The sequence below is a fragment of the Flavipsychrobacter sp. genome, assembly GCA_041392855.1.
Taxonomy (GTDB): Bacteria; Bacteroidota; Bacteroidia; order Chitinophagales; family Chitinophagaceae; genus UBA5543.
Genome location: JAWKLD010000001.1, coordinates 228,035 through 247,625 on the forward strand (window position 1 = coordinate 228,035; position 19,591 = coordinate 247,625).

Below are 19,591 nucleotides of genomic sequence, written 5' to 3' on the forward strand. Positions count from 1 at the left end.
AAGAATATCTAGCTTTTAAATATTACATTTGATGTACTTCATTTGTAAATAAAATATTGGATAATTAATTAATGTCTACTGTATATCAAATAAAACTGCCTGATTTTGAAGGGCCTTTTGACTTGTTGCTCTTTTTTATAGAGAGGGATGAGCTAGACATTTATAATATTCCGATTAATAAGATAACTCAAGATTTCTTGTCCTATATACACCAAAAAGAGGCATTAAATATAGAGTTGGCTAGTGAATTTATTTTGTTTGTATCAACGCTGATGAGGATCAAAGCTAAGATGCTACTGCCTCGTAAAGAAGTTGATGAACAAGGAAACGAAATAGACCCAAGACAGGAATTAGTAGATAAATTACTGGAATATAAGCGCTTTAAAGAAGCTTCTGAGCAGATGATCGTAATGGAAGCAGAGCGACTATTACAGCAGAAGAGAGGAAATATTAAAGGGGAGTTAAGCTCAATAACTGACGAACATTCGGAAGGTACAGAGATACAAACCGTTACCAGCTATAAGTTGATGCAAGCTTTTGAGCGGGTAATGATGCGCTTGAAGGCGAGAACGGATAGACCACAACACGTAGTCGTTAAGTATAACTACAGTATGGATGGACAGCGGAAGTTCTTATTGTCACATCTTAAAGAGCATAGAAAAGTGTCTTTTGAGGCATTATTCTCAGAAGTGGAAAATAGAATACATGCTATATTCACGTTTCTTGCAATGCTAGAGCTAGTTCAGCAACGCTTTTTGTCGATCATGATAGGTGGCGGGAGAAACAATTTCATTGTAGAATGGAATACTGATGAAGAAATGAGACATAACGATGACGAAAATAATACGGAAGAAGAGGGCCAAAATGATGATTTGGCACAATAATTGAATTATACCTTTTATCAGGTTGCTATATTAGAAATCCTTGGATGCTGTTTTCAGTTATTCAGGGATTTCTGCTTTTGTACCCATTATATGAGTAGTAGCATTTATGGATACAGGAGTTTCTTTACCATTTAAATACAAAAGCCCCGATAGCTGTTGTTCCATTTTACCATTGGTAACTAGTCCGCTGTTTAATGCAACGTCCATGCTACCTCTTTGTATTCCATTGATATCGATCTTTTGCCGATTGTCATTGGTCGCATTTATTCTGCCTGTCAATTCTATATGCGCCACATCATTGTTGACAAACATTAATTTGTAGTTATTGACTATTTCTACATGTATAAATCCTATTGAGCTAGTAAATTTCCTTTCCCAAATATCGCCGGGTTGGATTATTTTTTTAGGGTATATCTGTAGTGCTTGTAGCATTACTTTCTGAAACGCTGTGTCACTAAAATATTTGCCTTTATTGTTGGGGTCGGCAATGCCAGAAGAAGTAATGATATTACCATAAGGTGTAATGACCATCTCAAAAGGCTGATGAATAACTTCTCTTATGCTCTGAAATACTTTGCCGACACCGTTATCATGATCACTATCAAATTCTAATCGGTTCTGATCGTTACCTGAGCTTATCATGATACGATCGTATGTTACAGACATATTACTGCTTGTGCCTCTACTGGACGTTTTTTTGTACTTGCAAGCAATGGTCATGCCTTGTGTAATGGAGATATCTTTATCTCCTATCTGGGGCTTTATCTCGATGTCGCTTTTTACTAAGTACTTATAGGTGCTATCTTGTTCGAAATGGAATAATAATTTCACAGGCTTGTTGTCATTGGTCGTACTTTCTTGATTGCAGGAAGCCAAGCTGCCTGACAAGATGGATAAAATGCCTATAAATAGTACGTACTTCATTAGTTGCTACTTCAACAAATATAGAAATCAACATTGTAAATAACTTAGATACTTTTCTTTGCCTATTTTTGTAGGATAACTTTTAATAATCCTCGTGGTAAATATATTAGCAATAGAGTCTTCTTGTGACGATACGAGTGCAGCCGTAATACAGAATGGGCAAGTGCTGAGTAATCTTGTGGCAACACAAAAAGTGCATGAAGAGTTTGGTGGAGTGGTGCCGGAAATGGCATCGCGAGCACATATGCAAAAGATCGTACCTGTAGTAGATGTAGCGCTAAAAAGAGCTGGGGTTACAAAAGAGGAAATTAATGCTATTGCTTTTACTCAAGCGCCTGGTTTAATAGGCTCTTTATTAGTAGGTGCTTGTTTTGCAAAAGGTTTTGCTCAAGCAATGGATATTCCTTTAATAGATGTGCACCATATGCAAGCTCATGTCTTAGCTCACTTTATAGAAGAGCCAAAACCTAGGTTCCCATTCCTTTGTTTAACCGTTTCGGGAGGGCATACTCAAGTTGTATTAGTGAAAGATCATCTTGATATGGAAGTACTTGGTGAAACTATTGATGATGCAGCGGGGGAGGCTTTTGATAAGGTAGCCAAGATGTTGGGATTGCCTTATCCAGGAGGTCCAATGGTAGACAAACTAGCACAGCAAGGAGATGCAACGAAGTTCGAATTTCCTATATCTAATATGAAGGATTATCAGTTTAGCTTTAGTGGCATCAAAACTTCTGTTCTATACTTCCTTCAAAAGCAGAAAAAAGACAATCCCAATTTCATTGAAGAGAATATCAATGATATCTGTGCTTCGGTGCAGCATACAATCATACAGTCTCTCATGAAAAAGCTAAAAAAGGCGGCCAAAGATCTAAACATTGATCAGGTAGGTATTGCGGGTGGCGTATCTGCCAATAGTGGTTTGAGAAAAGAGCTGGAAACTGTTGGAGCAAAACTAGGTTGGGATGTGTATATACCTAAGTTTGAATACTGTACAGATAATGCTGCAATGATAGGTATTACAGGTTATTATAAATACCTGAAAGGGAGTTTTGTAGACTTGACGATCAGTCCTACTGCCAGAGCAAAGTGGATATGAGTAACAACTATTTTCAATTCAAGCAGTTTAAAATAGAGCAAGCCCATTGTGCCATGAAAGTGTCTACAGATGCTTGCATGCAAGGTGCGTGGACTCCCATTGAGCCTTCTGTTAAACGAGTATTAGACATAGGAACTGGTACAGGGCTTTTATCGTTAATGTTGGCACAGCGTAATGAATATATTTATATTGACGCAGTAGAGTTGGATAGAAATGCGGCCTTGCAAGCAACAGATAATATAGCAAATGCTCCATGGAATAGTAGAGTTCATGTACATCATACAGATGTAAAAACGTTTATGCCTGAAGAGCTATATGATATGGTGATATGCAACCCCCCTTTTTTTCAGAATAGCTTGCAGGGGGTACATGCTAATAGAAATATGGCAAGGCATAATGATAGCTTAAGTTATGAAGACCTGTTTGCTGCTATAGATAAGGTATTAACTAAAGATGGGTATGCCTCTATCATGCTTCCTGCTACAGAATTTGATATTTGGGAGCAATTACTGAATAATAAAGGGTGGAGCGTACCCGCTAAGCTATTAGTAAAACCTAGAGTTACACAAGCTCATAACAGAATAATAGGTTTGTGTCGGCGAAATCCTGTTAGTGCAATTGCTGCGGAGGAGTTATGTATCTATGCTGATCAAGGTTATACCAATGAGTTTACAAAACTCATGCAACCCTACTACCTAGATTTATAAGCTCTCAGGAGTGTTCTCGTCCTCATCTAAAACACGCTTCTCTACCAAGGCCTTGTGGTATATTGAGTGTCTTACATATTTTCTGGTAATAAAATAGGATATAGCTGTAACTATCATTAGTGGTATGAATAGAGTATAACCACCTGTAATCTCTGCTAATAGAAATATAGCGGTAAGCGGTGCGTGCATCACTCCTGCCAATACCCCTGCCATAGCTGCTACAATAAAGTTCTCTGTACGTAATTGTATAAAATGGAATAAGTTGACCACATAAGAGAATAGGAAGCCTACTAAACCTCCGATCATAAGTGAAGGTGCAAATATACCTCCATTACCTCCTGCTCCTGTTGTTAATGCAGCACTGATAGACTTAAAGCCGATCAGCAACATACACATAACTATAATGCCAATGTGAGAGTTGTTAATATGCCGTGCAAAAGAGTGGTCTATTAATGCATCATAATTGCCGTGTAGGAGTTTGGTAATTAATCCATATCCTTCTCCATATAGGTCGGGCATAATAAATATGAGTAAGCATAGGGGAATACTACCCATTAGCCAAGTACGAGCATTGAGTTCTCTTGTATTAAAATACCCTTCTATTCTTTCTACAACATGAGTAGTGTATACAGAAATCAATCCGCAAAGACTGCCAAGTAATATATAGAATGGGATAGAGCTGATGTCCCAACTTTCAATTATGAGAAAGAAGAACTTATCAGGATATAAAACCTGTGATATAACAGTTGCCGTAGCTGTTGATATCAGCAAAGGAATAACAAAGGGGATATTAAAATCTATGATTAAGACCTCTAAAGCGAAAATAATACCGGCTATAGGGCTATTAAAGATAGCAGCAATACCACTAGCAGCACCACATGCCAACAATAGAGTAGTGTCTCTATAAGATAATCTTAGATCTCTTGCTGTATTAGAACCAATAGCAGCGCCTGTAGCTACAATTGGGGCCTCCAAACCTACAGAGCCTCCAAGAGCCACAGTTACAGCACTTGTAAACATGTGACCGAAAGCATGCTTCTTTTCTATTCTACTCTTTTTAGTGAATATGCTATCTATGATATAGCCAACCCCACGTGTTAATTTGTTTTTGAAAACCTTTGTAAGCAAGAATAAAGAAATACCAATACCTAATAATGGGAATATTGCGGTAAGCCAGCTACTGCCCATCAGGTCATTGACATATTCAGCCTGATGCTCTACAAACTGTACTGTTAGCTTTAAGAATACAGCAGCCAAAGCAGAAAGCGCACCTACTATAAAACTTATGACGATCAAAAAGTTACGATGGCGAACATACTTAACTCTTACGTTGTCAAGCCTTATCAATAGTCGGGATATATGTCTCTGATATTGTGACATTTTTAAATATACCTACAATGGTAGGTGCGAAGATACAATCCTCTATGGTTTTACGTATTACTATATTGATTTGTTTCTTGTTTTATATGATAGTATAAGTAGGTGGTCTAGCTATTATTATGTTATTATTTGCAGAGTTCTAGCAGCAGTTTTTCTTGAATAGATACGCTTTACTTCTTATATAATAGGGGAGAATAATAAAGGGAAAGAGATTTCCCTATTTGATGTAAAGGAGACAGAGTTTGTCTGTAACGCTATTGTAACGATGGTGTAACGCTTTTGTGACGCGTGTTTTTTGTATTTGGTTATGTATTGGTTGCATATTGTGGCTAATTGATTACAACCTTTTTATTAACCATAAAACCATGAAAATATGTGTCATGTAACATTTTATAAGAACAATGATTATGATGGAGATTCCGATTATTATGCAGATCCACAAGGGAAAGAAAGTGGAGTAATGAACGGAATTGATTCCATGAAAACAGGCTCAGATACTTGGGTCGTAGTTTACAATAGTAAATATTACGAAGGCGACTGGATGAAAGTCGGTCCTAGCACTTCTCTCAGTGATCTAAACAATACGAGTAGAAGTGGTGGAGGTGACTGGAAAAATCAGATACAAAGCTTTGTGATGTATGATAGTAAACCTTCTTTTTGGGATACGAGCTCAGGAACGCCGACATTAGACTTAAATGGGTGCAAGGTGTATTTTACAGAGAATACCAATTTGAAAGGAGACAATAAAACTTATAGCGGAAGTACTTCAGTGGATAGTCTTTTAAGTGTTGGTTATACTACCGATTTGACTAAGTCAATGTATAATAGTATCAACTCGCTTAAAACAGGAACGGGGGCATGGCTTGCCATCTATGATGAGACTAATTATGGAGGCAATTACAAGCGTATATATCCTAATACAACCTATAAAGATCTTAATAGTGTAAGCAGAGGTACTGATGGCGATTGGAAAAATCAAATCCAGAGTTTTGAGTTATATAATCAACTACCAAGTAATTGGTCATTATCATTCGATCAAGATACATTTAAGGGGTTGTTTGACGGGGAATATACCGATAACAAGATAAGTGGCGATGCTTTTGCTTATCAAACTCAAGATGCAGAATATCGTATCTATGCCCCTACTATATCTTACCCATCAATAGACACAATGGTGGTGTCTCTTTCTATTGATCATATTATTGGTATGTCTACAGATGACCATGTGACCCTTGATCTTACGTTTAATTCAGACGGGCTTATTAGTATCACTAACTATACTTGGGATGCAGGTAGTAACTATCAAATACCTGATGGTGTTGTGAAAGCTGTAGATATATCTGCGGAGATCCTAGGTGCAGTAGGTGCGTTGGAATCCTGTGGTATATCAGAGGCGGCAGCCAATGAATTTATAGAAGTGTTTGATACAGCTTGTAAAGTGTTTAATGATATTTCTAATTTAATGGCAAAGTGGTCTGAGAACGATGGAGGACGTTTTTATTTAATTCCTGTCGTTGCACATGTTATTAATAGGGCTTGCTATTCAGTAGTTAAATCTTAATCAAATTCAATCACCTTAAAACAATAATAAAATGACTTTTGATCATAATACTTTTGCTACTGAATTGGGTAGCCAAAATGAAATAACAATTAGTAAATCTTGGTTTCAATGGGCCAATACATCAGGTAGTCTTAACACGACAATGGAATATATGAAAGGTGGAGATACTTATCGTACCTGGTATCAAGAGACCTCAAACATGAAAGAAGATGCAGGGATGCTGGTGTCATGTAAAATAGATTATGAACGTGCTACAGGAGACGATCATATTATTCTCCTTACTGGGTTTGCTATTACGCAAGATGGCCCTAAAATGATATTTGCACAAGCGTCAGTACAGTTTCATGGTAGTGAGGATAATAATATTGTAGGTGCTCCTGTAAAATCAGGAGATATGGCGCAAGGTGTTTATGACTCTCTTAGCGCTATATTATCTGACAACTTTGGGGAAGTAGATGATTCTACAGCAGGGCGGCAAACACTTCCTGAAATTGCTAAGCTCAATGTTGCAGCCATGCAAGCAGCAGTTTCATAATAGCTTTATGCTAATATTATTCATTAACAACAAAAGCCACCCATTGGGTGGCTTTTGTTGTTAAATAGCAGCCTCGTCAGGAATCGAACCTGAATCTGGAGCTTCGGAAACTCTTATACTATCCATTGTACTACGAGGCCGTGAGATGTAAGCAAAGGTAACATTTCTGTTATGGTATTTATATTCAACCTTTTGATTGTATGTAATTTATACTGATTATATAATTGTTAGGTGGTGTGTTGATTGTAAGATAATAGAAGACATGGCTTAGATAATAACATAGGCAATTAAGAATGTATGCCAATAAAAAAGCAGCTCATTTGAGCTGCTTTTTTGATGTACCACGTACGGGAATCGAACCCGTGATTCCTCCGTGAAAGGGAGGCGTCTTAACCCCTTGACCAACGCGGCATCTCCGTTTTGGGATTGCAAAGATAGCACACGTTTTCTTTCCGTCAAAACTTTTTTTACGAAAAATTAATTTGCCATCATTGCGTTAATAATACCAAGGAAGTCTTCAGCTTTTAAGGCAGCACCACCAATCAACCCTCCATCTACGTCTGGGCAAGCAAAAAGCTCATTGGCATTGCTTGGTTTACAGCTACCGCCATATAATATTGTAGTATCATTTGCTATAGTTTCACCATATTTTCCTGCTAATACCGAACGGATATGAGCATGTATTTCCTGAGCTTGCTCAGAGCTTGCCGTACGACCTGTACCAATAGCCCAAATAGGCTCGTAGGCAATAACAACATTTTTCATTTGCTCTTCGCCAAGGTGGAAAAGGCTTTCTTTTATTTGTTTTTCTACAAAGCTATTTTGCTCATTAGCATCCCTTATTTCAAGAGACTCTCCACAACAAAAGATAACTTGTAGATTGTTTGATAAGGCAACATCTACTTTTTGAGCCAATTGTTCGTTGCTTTCATTGAAGTATTCACGACGCTCAGAGTGGCCTATGATCACATAGCTTACCCCCAAGTGCGCTAGCATGGGTGCCGATATTTCACCAGTGTATGCTCCAGATGCTTTTTCGTGACAGTTTTGTGCTCCTGTACTTATATGCGCTGCATTATTGGTTTGTGCTACAGTAAGCGCTATGTTTAAGTATGGTGGGCATATAACTACTTGCTTAGTATCTGTAAGGGTAGGTAAGCCGTTAATGATATCGTTAACTAAAGTTTGTCCTTCAGCAAGATTTTGATTCATTTTCCAGTTACCTGCTACTATTTTTTTACGCATCTTATGTGTTTTAATTGTATAAAGTATTATCCATTAGCAAAGGTGTCTCTTTGCGATTGAGTATGGTCAAATATATATTGATACATTTTTCGCTCCTTTTCATTAAGGCTTCTTTTTCTTCTAGCCATCATTCTATCCGCTGTCTCCAAAGCTCTTTCCAGTCTATAGCTGGTCATACCTTCGCTACCTCCCCATGCAAATGAAGGAATAAATTTTTCGGGGAAACTACCACCATATATATTGGCAGAAACACCTACTACTGTCCCGGTGTTAAACATGGTATTGATACCACATTTAGAATGATCTCCCATTAGTAAACCACAGAAAGTTTCTCCGGTTTGTATGGACTTGTTATTATGTTCATCCCATATTTTGATGGTGTCGTAGTTGTTTTTCAGGTTGGAGCAATTGGTGTCTGCACCGAGGTTACACCATTCGCCAATTACAGCATTTCCCAAGTAGCCATCATGCCCCTTATTACTGTTAGCAAAATAGACAACATTGCTATTTTCTCCACCTACTTTGCAGCCTGAACCAATGGTAGTGTCAGCATAAATTTTAGCCCCCATTTTTAATGCTGCATGTTCACATACTGCAATAGGACCTCGCATTAAAACGCCTTCCAGTATTTCTGCATTTTTGCCTATATATATAGGCCCTGTTGTCGCATTGATAATGCATCCTGCCGCTATGTTGGCTCCTTCTTCTATAAATATATTATCAGCACTTCTTACGGTTACATCTTCAGGTATTGTTTGGCTTTTTCGACCTTTAGTTAGGAGTGCAAAATCGTTGGTGATAGCAGCACCATTAAGCTTGAATATATCCCAGATATGCTTAAGTCTAGTTATTTCACCTTGATGCGCAATGCTTTCAATATTAGTGTCAATATGGATGCCGTTATTAAATGACAAGGCAGAGTCATCTACACGTGCTGCTATTATAAGGTCTCCTTGTAGTAGTTGTTGACCTGCTGAAAGGGAATTTATTTGTTCGTATAGTTCCTGTGTAGCAAAAACGCTTCCGTTGATGAACAGGTTGTCGGTAGAAGCATTAGTAGGGTATACTTCTTGGAGGTATTCTTCAGTTAAAGATCCTGATTCTTGTTTGAAGAAATGTTCCCAACGTTCGCGCATTGTCATGATTCCACAACGAATATCTGCTATTGGTCGTGTATGTGTAAATGGTAGAAGTTGGTAACGAGTTTCGTCGTCGAATAGTATAATTGTCATATCCGAAATTAGCACTCTTCGTAATACCCCTAAGGGGATAGAGCGATTTTATAAAAACAAAAATCCCGACAAAAGTCGGGATTTTAAATTCGATAAGCAAGTAAGTAGTAGTACTACTTCTTCGCGTAACGCTTTTTGAACTTCTCGATACGACCAGCTGTATCCACAAATACAGACTTACCTGTATAGAAAGGGTGAGACTTGTGAGATATCTCGACTTTTACAAGTGGATATTCATTACCATCTTCCCAAACAATAGTTTCTTTTGTTGGAGTAGTAGAACGAGTCAAGAAACCATAGTCGTTTGACATGTCTTTAAATACTACTAAGCGGTACTCTTCAGGATGTATTCCTTTTTTCATTTGTTATATCTTTTTAAGCATGATTCTGACCATGCGATTAAATGAGCTTGCAAAGTTAAGTTCTTTTAACTTAATCCGCAAAAATATCTAGATATCTGTTATTTATTTTATTTAAGTAGTTTTTTTAGGTCTTCTGCAGCTTGCTCGGCAAAATTATATTTTGCTATGATCTTCCCGTCAGGCCCTATAAGAAAGGCTTGAGGGATAAAACGAACGCCATAAGCTGCTCCTCCTACAGATTCCCAGCCACCTAAGTCACTCATATGGTAAGGCCAAACCAAACCATCTTTTTCGATAGCAGCTATCCATTTATCCTTGTCTTTGTCTAAAGAGAAACTAACTATTGTAAAGCCTTTTTTGGCGTCTTTAAACTTTTTGTCTTTATAGTCATTATATAATGCTACTAGTTTCGGGTTGGCATGACGGCAAGGACCGCACCAAGATGCCCAAAAATCAAGTAAAACAACTCTTTTTTTACTGATCTCTGATAGTTTAATGGTCTCTCCTTGAGGGTTCTTGAACTCTAATTCAGGAGCTGCATCTCCTATGTTCATTTTAGTATTGCCTGGCTGTGCTTGTGCAGCTACTGTAAGTGTTGCTAATGCTACTATTAGCGTAAATATTCTTTTCATTGTATCGATTTGTAGATTGTGAATATAAGAAGGATAGTGCAAAGGAAATCATAAATGGAGGGTTAATCCGTCATATGCCAACGAAATATTAACCGGTAGTTGTTCTGATATAGCATCATGAAGCCCTAATTGGTGGCTAATATGCGTGAAGTATGTATTTTCTGGAGCTATTTGCTGAGCTATAGCTATGGCCTCTTCCAGTGTGAAGTGTGATATATGCTTTTCTAGCCTCAAGGCATTTAATACTAAGGTGCTACTTCCTTTTATTTTCTCCAGTTCGTTTTCTGCTATATAATTAGCATCGGTGATATAGGTGAAATCATTGATCCTAAAGCCAAGTACCTCCATTTTATAGTGCATCACTTTTATTGGAGTAATAGTGATATCGCCAATAGTGAAGCTATCTTGACCGTTAATTGTATTTAAGTCAATTTGAGGAATGCCAGGGTAGGATCTATTATTAAATACATATTCAAACTCTCTACGAAGCACCTCTTGCGTCTCTTCATTAGCAAATATTTGCATTGGCTTCCCCATGAAGAAATTATATGCTCTAACATCATCAAGCCCCGCAACATGGTCTTTATGCCCATGTGTATACACTATTGCATCCAACTGCTCTACTTTAGCCCTAAGCATTTGATATCTAAAGTCGGGACCTGTGTCGATAACAATAGTAGTGTTGTCAGACTGTATGAGTATAGAAGACCGAAGACGGCTGTCTTTCGGGTTGTTAGATAAACATATATCACATTTGCATGCTATTACAGGCACGCCTTGAGAGGTTCCGGTTCCAAGAAATGTGACTTTGAGCATTCTATAGGTCTATTTTTGATTGTTCTGCGCTATCATCATTTGCCTTTTTCTCAATTCCTTTCATCAGGTCTTCATACCATTTTAGCATCTCTCCGCTCAATTCTTCTTTTGTAACTTCTATAGTAGGTAATATCTCTACCAATACATTAATTCGCCCTTCCACACTTAAGAACTTATTGATAACAGCCACCTTCCTGTCCTCAATGATACAATAGCCGGAGTTGAAGTTCCCTTTTTCGTAACGGATAACATATCGAGCTTCCTCGAATAGTTGTTCCATTTTTTTTAGTGTGTTTGGTGTATATTTGAAGTTCATTTGCAAATACAATTTCAGTGGTTAAAAATAGAAAAATACGAGGATTAATACTGAGCTTATTCTTAGTTGTGAGTACAGAGGGGATAACATTTGCACAGAGCAACTATTATATAGAAGAACAGCGTACTTTTTATGGTGGAGCGGTAGTAGGTGCTAACTTTTCACAAATAGATGGAGATAATTTTGCAGGCTATAGAAAGATAGGTCTCAATGCTGGTGGTATTATCTACACTAATATAGCGCCCAAAGTAGCCGCTAGTATGGAGATACTATATTCTCAAAGAGGAGCTAGAGCGCATAAAAATCAAGTATCCAATACCAAACAGTATTTAATAACTGACTATACTATTGATCTGCACTATGCCGAAGTGCCTTTACAAATACACTATTACGATAAGCGTAAAAGTCATTTTGGAGGAGGCTTTTCTTATTCTCAATTAATAGGTTCAGACGAAAAAGCTACTACAAGTAATACCGCGTTCAATGATACTGCTAACCTGAATAACTTTAGTTTCAGAAAATTTGATGTGAATTTTATTGTAGGGGGCAATCTGCATCTGGTAAAGGGCTTGTATTTAAATGTTCGTTTCCAATACTCTTTATTACCTGTAAGAACGGCAATACACCCTGAGTTTGGTAGAGCTGAACAGTATAGCAATATGTGGGTAATGAGATTAATGTATTTATTTGACTAATGCAGTCATAATAATATAACTGCACGCATCGTTATTGTTATGATGTATAGTTGCTTCATCTTCTAATAATTGATAGTCAATGTGCAAAAGCCCCTTTTATTTTGTATTTCTTTTCTCAGTGCTTTTAGCAAGTACTGTATTTGCTCAAAGAGTAGAGATGGCCAATGGCGATAAAACCTTCTATGGTGGTTTGGTCTTCGGAGCTAATTTCTCTACTGTTGAAGGGGATAACTATGGCGGCTTTCATAAAGTAGGTATAAACGGCGGAGCTACAGTGTATGTAAAGTTGTTGGGTTCTTTTTATGGTAATGTAGAGATATTATACAGTCAGAAGGGTAGTAGAGGCGTTAAAACGGTAAGTTCTATATATACAGGTCAGGGAGTAGAAAGGTATTTTTTAGACTTAAACTATGTAGAGATACCCTTGATCATTAACTATTTCTATAATGATAAATGGCATGGAGGCTTAGGAGTTAGCTATTCCCAGTTGATAAACTCTAAAGAGGATGCTTATGCTGCCCAGCCGGTATATTTAAAGGAAGACCCTTCTTCTTTTAAGAGTTCAGATATGAATCTCTTGCTTAACCTCGGTTATCAGTTTGGTAGAAGTCTATATTTAAATGCCAGATACGGATATTCTTTGTCTACTATTCGTGACCCGCAAAGAGTTCCTGTTGGTTTTGGAAATGGGAGCAACCAGTTTAATAGCCTTTTTAGCTTGAGGCTAATGTATTTATTTCCCTAAAATGCTGATAGGCTTAGGGTCGTCTTTTGCCTCTTGTATCTTACCTTGTATTGTGTCCAGCTTGCCCGCTGCAGTAGTGTAAAGTTTTTTGTCAGCAATTAGTTGGTTGAAACTACTGTCGTTTTTTATCTCTTTTATTGCTTTTGAAAAACTTCTGATATTCTTACTTAGTTCGGCAAGGTCTTTTTTGATAGTAGTTTTTGAAAGCTCTGTGAATGTTTTGCTAGTTGTCTTTATACTAGCATTAAAGCTGTCAATACTTGCAGCTACTTCATCCGAACTAGTTTTAAAAGCCGCTAGTTGATGGAGAATATCGTCTCCTTGTTCTTTTAGTGTGTTGGTGTTTTGTGAAAAGGTGTAAAAGTTATTCCTTAACGTCACTATATCGTTCTTGATCTTTTTGGCAGCACCGTCTTTCATCGCCTCATTTATATTTGATAAAGAAGAGTCTAATGAGCGGACATAATATTTTGCCGAAGCAATCATCGGGTTGATTAAAGTAGAGGTTTGAATAACAGTAGTATCGTACTGTGCTATTAATTCAGACTGGTGTGCTAATGTCTTTTCTGTAACACTATCTAAAAGTAGCTTGATATGTTTACTGCCTTGTAGGCCTGATGCAGATAATTGAGCGATAGTATTTTCTTGAATAGGAATATCCTTAGATATAGACATTGTTACAAGTATATTCTCTTGCCCTCTATATTCTATTTTAGATACCCTACCTACCTTTACACCTTTTAGATATACAGGGTCGGAAGGTAGTAGGCCATATATGTCAGGATAGTAAACACGATACTGATAATAGTCTGTGACCCAATAGCTGTTTTGATAGATAAAATAGCCACTAACAGCTACAGCTATTAATAGTAAAGTACTTATCCAGTTTCTTTTTTTACTACTCATTCGTAATCAATACTGTTGGCAAAGGTAGGCAGAACTATTGATTACCAAATTTCAGATATCCATCTTCTTGAAAAAGGCATAACTACTACTGAAAGTGTATAACCATATCCAGAAGAGTTTTTGATCTGGAGAACATCATTGATACCTTTAGAAGATATGCCAGCTTGTTCGTCATTTACCAAATCTGCACTACCAAAGAATACACTTCCTCTTAATTTCATTGCCACACCTAAAAAGAATCCAACTTCTGCCTTTACAAATGGTACAAGTGCTACAGGGAATTGTGTGTTCCCTCCAAAAAAACTATTGTGAGTAAGCATTATACCTCCTCCAATTGAGAACATCTGTGTGCCTTCTCTTGATAATGGCACGTCTGCCCCCATTTTATAGTCTACACTTAGTGGTATGCCAAATTTATAAAACTGATAATCCGTAATGTATTTTACATCCTCTCCCAATACTAATGTGTCAAAGCTCATTTTCCCGTAGCTGAAATATAGCTCAGTATTAAAAGTAAGCATGGTATTGTCCGTAAGTAGAATAATGGGGAAAAACGTACCTACATGACCAGCAAACGATTTCTTTAGTCTGAAAGGGTGTTGATAGGTCGTGTCGGCTATGGGAGCTACACTATAGTTGGTATAAGTGCCTTCAAGATTGCCGGATAGGAAATGTTTACCAAAACCTACTGATACACGTTGCCAAAAGTGTCCTTCTGTATTGCCTTTAGATAGATAGTAGTCATATAGCCTATTATTGCCCCAAAATTCTTGCGCTTTCAGATGACTAGAGTTTAACAATAGCAGGGCAGCTAGTAAGACGATATAACGTAGTTTCATATTGTAGTTGATATTAGCATCAATTTAGGATAAAAATATATTTTGACCAATAATGCATTAACTATCTATTGTTTTTGTATTGCTCATTTTTATATCCATTTCCGATAGCTTCTCACCGCCTTTAATGCCAAAGTCAAGTGTGCGTATTGGGAATGGGATGGTAATATCATTTTTGTTAAAAGCTTCTTTGATGTGCATGATCGCTTCACTTCTACCTTGTAGCCATACTGGCTGGTTAGGATTATTGATCCATATCCTTACTTCAAAATTTATGGAACTATCTGCAAATTCGCTGTAGAAGAAAGTAATCTCATCATTGGTTCTTACGGATACTTTCTTAACGGCTTCAAGTACTATGTCTTTTACTTTTTGCAGGTCTTCTCCATAAGATACTCCCACAAAAAGATCCATTCTTCTTTTGCCTAGTAAGGAGTAGTTTTCTATTGGGTTTTGGAAAACTTGCCTATTGGGTATTATTACTCTTTGTCCTTGAAATGTAAGAAGAACAGTATCTCTTAGAGTTACATCCTCGACTTTACCCATATAGTCTTGCACTTTTACAATATCCCCGATATGTAAGGGGCGTCTGAAAGACATGAAAATGCCCGATATAAAATTGGCGGCGATATCTTGAAATGCAAAGGCAAGTGCCAAACCAATAATACCGGCACCGGCTAATATTGATGTGACTGCTTTGTCAAGTTTAAGGATGCTAAGGGTGCTAAATATAGTAATGCCAATGGCGACTATGTATACAAAGGAAACAAACAGGTTATTGACTGTTTGTTGTTGAGACATTCTGTTGATCAGCTTAGACGACCCCTTCTTTATCAACTTAGAAAGGAAAAGTCCTATAACAAGAGTGATAGCTGCTAACGCAATATCGGGCAAGATATTAATGGTGTCATTTGCCCAAGTGGTCAGCTTTTCCAGAACAATGTCGTCTATCTTATCTATTTCCATAGTAGCAGTTACTCTGTTAGCGATTTTTTTTGCTGTGTCTGTACGTTTTATGCCCTGTACTTATTGGTGGTTTTGAACAACTTTCCAAAATAAGTGACGTTATTAACAGGGAAACGACAAAAAAGGCTACTTTTTTCATAGTTCATTTATGTTTCCTCTAAAATAACAAAGTTTTTATTCAAGGCTTTACCCCGCCAGCTATATTAACCAAATCTCAATGTCAAGGGTATAAATACCCTGTAAAAAAGGAGCAAAACGTTAGCTTATGCTTTTTATTTATAATATCTTTATGCCTGATAACTATTCTTATAGTTTTTACTTATTATTTAAACACATCACACATGAAAAAGAATCTAGCCATTATGCTGGTGCTTGTTGCAGGTATACTTGTATCACAGTGCCAAAACTCCACACCAAAAGAAGAAGAGGAAGAAGAAGTTGCAACGGGTATGATCGTACCTGTTCCTTTGTCGTCTAACGGTATCAATAATTTTAATTATCCAGAAGATTCCACATTGATAAATAAGTGGATAATGGAGCAAGATGATAAAGCTATAGCTCAACATGGTTGGGGTATATGGACGGCTTTAAATAAGGAGACTGCTCAGAGTTATCAAAAACAAAAACTGAGAGTTTTTGAAACTTGGCTGACTCCTGCGGATATGCAAGCATTGATACGGGCAACAGATAAGGGGGAGAAAATGCTAATGGAAGAAGTAAAACAACATAGAGGTAAGTTGAGCAAGCCTAATCAATTCTTACACGCAACAACGGCCTTAGCTAAAGCTGGAGTAAAACCTAATTATGATAGTTCAAGAATATTAGGTTTTGTAAAGTACGATCCTACTGCAGCAAAGTTTACCGTTACTAATCAGTTATTGAAAAAGTCAGTGCTGCAAGGTATGCTAGATAGAGGGATGACTGACATCCCTGATTTTCCAAATACTGGTATGACCTTGAAACCAGTTTTTGAGATCATTACTCAGGAAGAGCTAAATAAAAACGATGGCTATTTTAAATTGAATGTATGGTCTGGTCCTCCTGCTACGCCAAGAGAGTCTCCTGAAGGTACATGGCCTGATTATGTTTATATAGATCCTAATAACAAAGGTGAAGGAAATGGAGGTGTAGATAATGGTGGTGGCCGTACTCCTAAAAATACTTATAACTTGACAGACTATGTTCACTTTAAATTGGATGCTGCCACAGCTGAAGATCTGAAAATGAGCTTAGGTGTATCGGCCGAGGAAGGAGATATCGCAGTTTTGGTAGCGATGCACGTAACTTCTAAAGAAATTAAACGCTGGACATGGCAAACATTCTGGTGGACACCGGATGCAGTAAATCCACCAGCACCTAGTTCTGCAATGATAGCGGCTCAAATGCCTACTCAATTGAATGGTGCACCTGCGCATTACGCAATGGCTCAAGCATATACATTTATTAACCCTGATCAACCATTTACGGGAGGAAATAATATAGGAACATCAATCTATGCTTATAATCCTTACTTAGAGGCTGGCTTTGGTCCGCATGTACTTTCAGACCCAGCAACGGTAATAACTAATGGTAAGAAGGTGGTTAATAACTATGGCGTTTTGACCAATTGTATGTCATGTCATGCTCATGCTAACTATGCTCCTGCTACTGTTAAGAATGCTCCAAATTATCTAGGAGATACTTATGTAGATATGGAAGGTGCCAACTTTAAAAATACATTGAAAGTTGATTTTGCTTGGTCCATTCCTGGTAACTTAATGAACGACTAAAAATGTTTTAGTATCAAGAATACAGAGCGAGGCAAATGGGTCTCGCTCTTTTTTTGATTTAACAGTCAATCCACATCTGTAAAAACTAATTTTCTCATTTGTCTAATTCCTTGTTACTTTTGGAATACAGTAATGGCAGAGAATTATATAGTATCGGCAAGGAAGTATCGCCCACAGACGTTTGACACCGTAGTGGGGCAGCAGCATATTACTACTACACTCAAGAATGCGATAAAGAATAGTCATTTGGCGCATGCATACTTGTTTTGTGGGCCTCGAGGTGTAGGTAAAACCACCTGCGCGCGTATACTAGCGAAAACTATTAACTGTGAGCAACCCACGGAGGATATGGAGGCTTGTGGTACTTGTGCTACGTGTAAAAGCTTTGACAACCATACTTCATTCAACATATTTGAATTGGATGCTGCGAGTAACAATTCTGTAGACGATATTCGCGAGTTGGTTAGCCAAGTTAGATTTGCTCCACAGTCTGGCAAATACAAGATATATATCATAGATGAGGTGCATATGTTGAGTGCCTCGGCGTTTAATGCTTTTCTTAAAACTTTGGAAGAACCGCCATCTTATGCCATATTTATATTAGCGACTACAGAAAAGCATAAGATACTCCCAACTATACTTAGCCGTTGTCAGATTTTTGATTTTAAGCGTATTACCAGTGGTGATATAACCAACCACTTACACAGTATAGCTACGAAAGAAAGTGTTGTAGCACAGGAAGCAGCTCTACATGTAATGGCTCAGAAAAGTGAGGGTTGTATGCGTGATGCTTTAAGTATGTTTGATAGGATAGTAAGTTTTACAAATGGGATGCTTACTTACAGTAGTACTATGGAGCATCTTAATTTGTTAGATGCAGATTTCTATTTTAAGTTGCTCGATTTGATGCTGGCGCAAGATGTGAGTGGAGTAATGCTTGCTTTTGATGGTGCATTGGAGAAAGGGTTTGAGGGAGATGTAGTGTTAGAGGGTATAGCACAGCATTTGCGTAATCTTCTACTCTGTAGAGATGCAAGGATGGCTAAATTATTAGATGTACCAAGCGAGCATAAGCCTATATATTACGAAAAGGCCAATCAGGCACCACCTTCTTTTATCATTTCAGCACTCAATATTGTAAACGAGAGTGAGTTAAGCTATCGAAATGCAAATAACAAAAGGCTGCATGTAGAGATGTGTTTGATTCGCATGTGCTACTTGCTACAAACAATTGAAGAGGGCGAAAAAAAAAACGATAAAAGTTCCGTAATAATCCCTTCAAGCCCACCAGTTCAAAATAAGTATACACCATCTTTATCTGTCCCTGTAGCAAAGACGGAGATATCTCAACCGGCCTCTCCACCAAAAGAGGTACAGCAAGCTCCAGTAATAGAAAATAGCATAACAAAGGCTGAACCTCCTTCTGGTAATCAGGTAAATGAAAAGCCAGTCATAGCTAACAAGCCAATTACGAGCCAAGAGCATGATAGTACCAATAAATCTCGTAGAGTAAGAAGGGATATCATGGCTGAAATAGATGATGCAGTAAACAACTTGTCTGATTCAGATGAAGAGGAGCGTAGAGAATTAACACAAGATCTTGTAGAGCGGGTTTTTGCAGACTATAAAGAAAAAGCTCAAAAAGGCAATAAAAGCATGTTGTATGCACAATTGCTTATGATGACGCCTGAAGTAAAGCCACCTGATGAAATATGTTTCGTTGTTCCTACTGATCTGACCAATACTTATGCACTCAATCAAAGAGATGAGCTATTGGAATTTTTTTCCAATAAAACCGGCATAAGAATTCGTATTACTACCGATCTGAGGGTAGACGAGAACATAGAGCAAACACAACAAGAGGTTGTTTTAAGTACTCCAGAGATATTGGATGTTATGATAGAAAAAAATCCCAATCTGGGTAAACTAAAGGATAACCTTAATCTTCAAATAGAGTATTGATTTTTACAAAATTCTCCTG

General features: G+C 37.6%; 20 protein-coding genes and 2 tRNA genes. 9 read left to right on the forward strand and 13 right to left on the reverse strand.

Annotated elements, in window-relative coordinates; translation table 11 throughout:
- Positions 1–71 precede the first annotated feature (71 nt).
- The gene (locus R2800_01070) at positions 72–884 is read left to right on the forward strand and encodes a segregation/condensation protein A (GenBank protein MEZ5015616.1); all 813 of its coding nucleotides are present in this window, start codon (positions 72–74) and stop codon (positions 882–884) included.
- A 57-nt stretch (positions 885–941) separates the two neighbouring features.
- On the opposite strand, the gene R2800_01075 is transcribed toward R2800_01070, so the two are convergent.
- A complete protein-coding gene (locus R2800_01075; GenBank protein MEZ5015617.1) occupies positions 942–1,808 on the reverse strand; it encodes a DUF6263 family protein in 867 nt (288 codons plus the stop codon).
- A 94-nt stretch (positions 1,809–1,902) separates the two neighbouring features.
- On the opposite strand from R2800_01075, the gene tsaD reads away from it, so the two are divergent.
- Complete coding sequence (gene tsaD, locus R2800_01080; GenBank protein ID MEZ5015618.1) at positions 1,903–2,907, forward strand: tRNA (adenosine(37)-N6)-threonylcarbamoyltransferase complex transferase subunit TsaD; 1,005 nt, start codon at positions 1,903–1,905, stop codon at positions 2,905–2,907.
- Complete coding sequence (locus tag R2800_01085; GenBank protein ID MEZ5015619.1) at positions 2,904–3,614, forward strand: methyltransferase; 711 nt, start codon at positions 2,904–2,906, stop codon at positions 3,612–3,614. Before tsaD ends, R2800_01085 begins: the two co-directional genes overlap by 4 nt.
- Here the strand turns inward: R2800_01085 and R2800_01090 are convergent.
- Positions 3,609–4,994 carry a chloride channel protein gene (locus tag R2800_01090; protein ID MEZ5015620.1) on the reverse strand — a complete coding sequence of 462 codons (1,386 nt, stop codon included), beginning with the start codon at positions 4,992–4,994 and terminating at the stop codon, positions 3,609–3,611. The genes R2800_01085 and R2800_01090 overlap by 6 nt on opposite strands.
- A 373-nt stretch (positions 4,995–5,367) precedes the next feature.
- Here R2800_01090 and R2800_01095 point away from each other — a divergent pair, with 373 nt between their 5' ends.
- Positions 5,368–6,555, forward strand: a complete 1,188-nt coding sequence (locus R2800_01095; protein ID MEZ5015621.1) for a hypothetical protein — start codon at positions 5,368–5,370, stop codon at positions 6,553–6,555.
- Positions 6,556–6,586: 31 nt separating this feature from the next.
- Positions 6,587–7,090 carry a hypothetical protein gene (locus R2800_01100; protein MEZ5015622.1) on the forward strand — a complete coding sequence of 168 codons (504 nt, stop codon included), beginning with the start codon at positions 6,587–6,589 and terminating at the stop codon, positions 7,088–7,090.
- Between the two features lie 68 nt (positions 7,091–7,158).
- Here R2800_01100 and R2800_01105 read toward each other — a convergent pair.
- The 8 genes from R2800_01105 to R2800_01140 all read right to left on the reverse strand — a co-directional run bounded on the left by R2800_01105 (position 7,159) and on the right by R2800_01140 (position 11,657).
- A tRNA-Arg gene (locus tag R2800_01105) sits at positions 7,159–7,230 on the reverse strand.
- Positions 7,231–7,429: 199 nt separating this feature from the next.
- Positions 7,430–7,501: transfer RNA gene (locus tag R2800_01110), tRNA-Glu, on the reverse strand.
- Positions 7,502–7,567: 66 nt separating this feature from the next.
- The gene (gene tpiA / locus R2800_01115) at positions 7,568–8,335 is read right to left on the reverse strand and encodes a triose-phosphate isomerase (GenBank protein ID MEZ5015623.1); all 768 of its coding nucleotides are present in this window, start codon (positions 8,333–8,335) and stop codon (positions 7,568–7,570) included.
- Positions 8,336–8,361: 26 nt separating this feature from the next.
- Complete coding sequence (locus R2800_01120; GenBank protein ID MEZ5015624.1) at positions 8,362–9,567, reverse strand: GlmU family protein; 1,206 nt, start codon at positions 9,565–9,567, stop codon at positions 8,362–8,364.
- Positions 9,568–9,680: 113 nt separating this feature from the next.
- Positions 9,681–9,929 (reverse strand): type B 50S ribosomal protein L31, encoded by a 249-nt coding sequence (locus tag R2800_01125; protein MEZ5015625.1) that lies wholly within the window; start codon positions 9,927–9,929, stop codon positions 9,681–9,683.
- Positions 9,930–10,036: 107 nt separating this feature from the next.
- Positions 10,037–10,561, reverse strand: coding sequence for a TlpA disulfide reductase family protein (locus tag R2800_01130; GenBank protein MEZ5015626.1), 525 nt, complete (start codon positions 10,559–10,561; stop codon positions 10,037–10,039).
- 48 nt (positions 10,562–10,609) lie between these two features.
- On the reverse strand, positions 10,610–11,377 hold the full coding sequence (locus R2800_01135) for an MBL fold metallo-hydrolase (protein MEZ5015627.1): 768 nt from the start codon (positions 11,375–11,377) through the stop codon (positions 10,610–10,612).
- A 1-nt stretch (position 11,378) separates the two neighbouring features.
- Entirely contained in the window at positions 11,379–11,657 is a 279-nt protein-coding gene (locus tag R2800_01140; protein MEZ5015628.1) for a hypothetical protein, read from the reverse strand.
- Between the two features lie 104 nt (positions 11,658–11,761).
- Between R2800_01140 and R2800_01145 the strand changes: the two genes are divergently transcribed.
- Together R2800_01145 and R2800_01150 are read left to right on the forward strand one after the other, a co-directional pair.
- Positions 11,762–12,388, forward strand: coding sequence for a porin family protein (locus R2800_01145; GenBank protein MEZ5015629.1), 627 nt, complete (start codon positions 11,762–11,764; stop codon positions 12,386–12,388).
- Between the two features lie 118 nt (positions 12,389–12,506).
- Positions 12,507–13,133, forward strand: coding sequence for an outer membrane beta-barrel protein (locus tag R2800_01150; protein MEZ5015630.1), 627 nt, complete (start codon positions 12,507–12,509; stop codon positions 13,131–13,133).
- Here the strand turns inward: R2800_01150 and R2800_01155 are convergent.
- From R2800_01155 to R2800_01165, 3 genes are read right to left on the reverse strand one after another with little or no spacing between them, the layout of a single operon-like run.
- Positions 13,122–14,039, reverse strand: coding sequence for an MlaD family protein (locus R2800_01155; protein ID MEZ5015631.1), 918 nt, complete (start codon positions 14,037–14,039; stop codon positions 13,122–13,124). The two genes, R2800_01150 and R2800_01155, sit on opposite strands and share 12 nt — an antisense overlap.
- Positions 14,040–14,080: 41 nt before the next feature.
- Positions 14,081–14,878: a hypothetical protein gene (locus tag R2800_01160; GenBank protein MEZ5015632.1), complete on the reverse strand. Its 798-nt coding sequence runs from the start codon at positions 14,876–14,878 to the stop codon at positions 14,081–14,083.
- Between the two features lie 57 nt (positions 14,879–14,935).
- Positions 14,936–15,841, reverse strand: a complete 906-nt coding sequence (locus R2800_01165; GenBank protein ID MEZ5015633.1) for a mechanosensitive ion channel family protein — start codon at positions 15,839–15,841, stop codon at positions 14,936–14,938.
- A 341-nt stretch (positions 15,842–16,182) separates the two neighbouring features.
- Here R2800_01165 and R2800_01170 point away from each other — a divergent pair, with 341 nt between their 5' ends.
- The gene (locus R2800_01170; GenBank protein MEZ5015634.1) at positions 16,183–17,610 is read left to right on the forward strand and encodes a hypothetical protein; all 1,428 of its coding nucleotides are present in this window, start codon (positions 16,183–16,185) and stop codon (positions 17,608–17,610) included.
- Between the two features lie 132 nt (positions 17,611–17,742).
- The gene (locus R2800_01175) at positions 17,743–19,572 is read left to right on the forward strand and encodes a DNA polymerase III subunit gamma/tau (GenBank protein ID MEZ5015635.1); all 1,830 of its coding nucleotides are present in this window, start codon (positions 17,743–17,745) and stop codon (positions 19,570–19,572) included.
- The last annotated feature ends 19 nt before the right edge of the window (positions 19,573–19,591 follow it).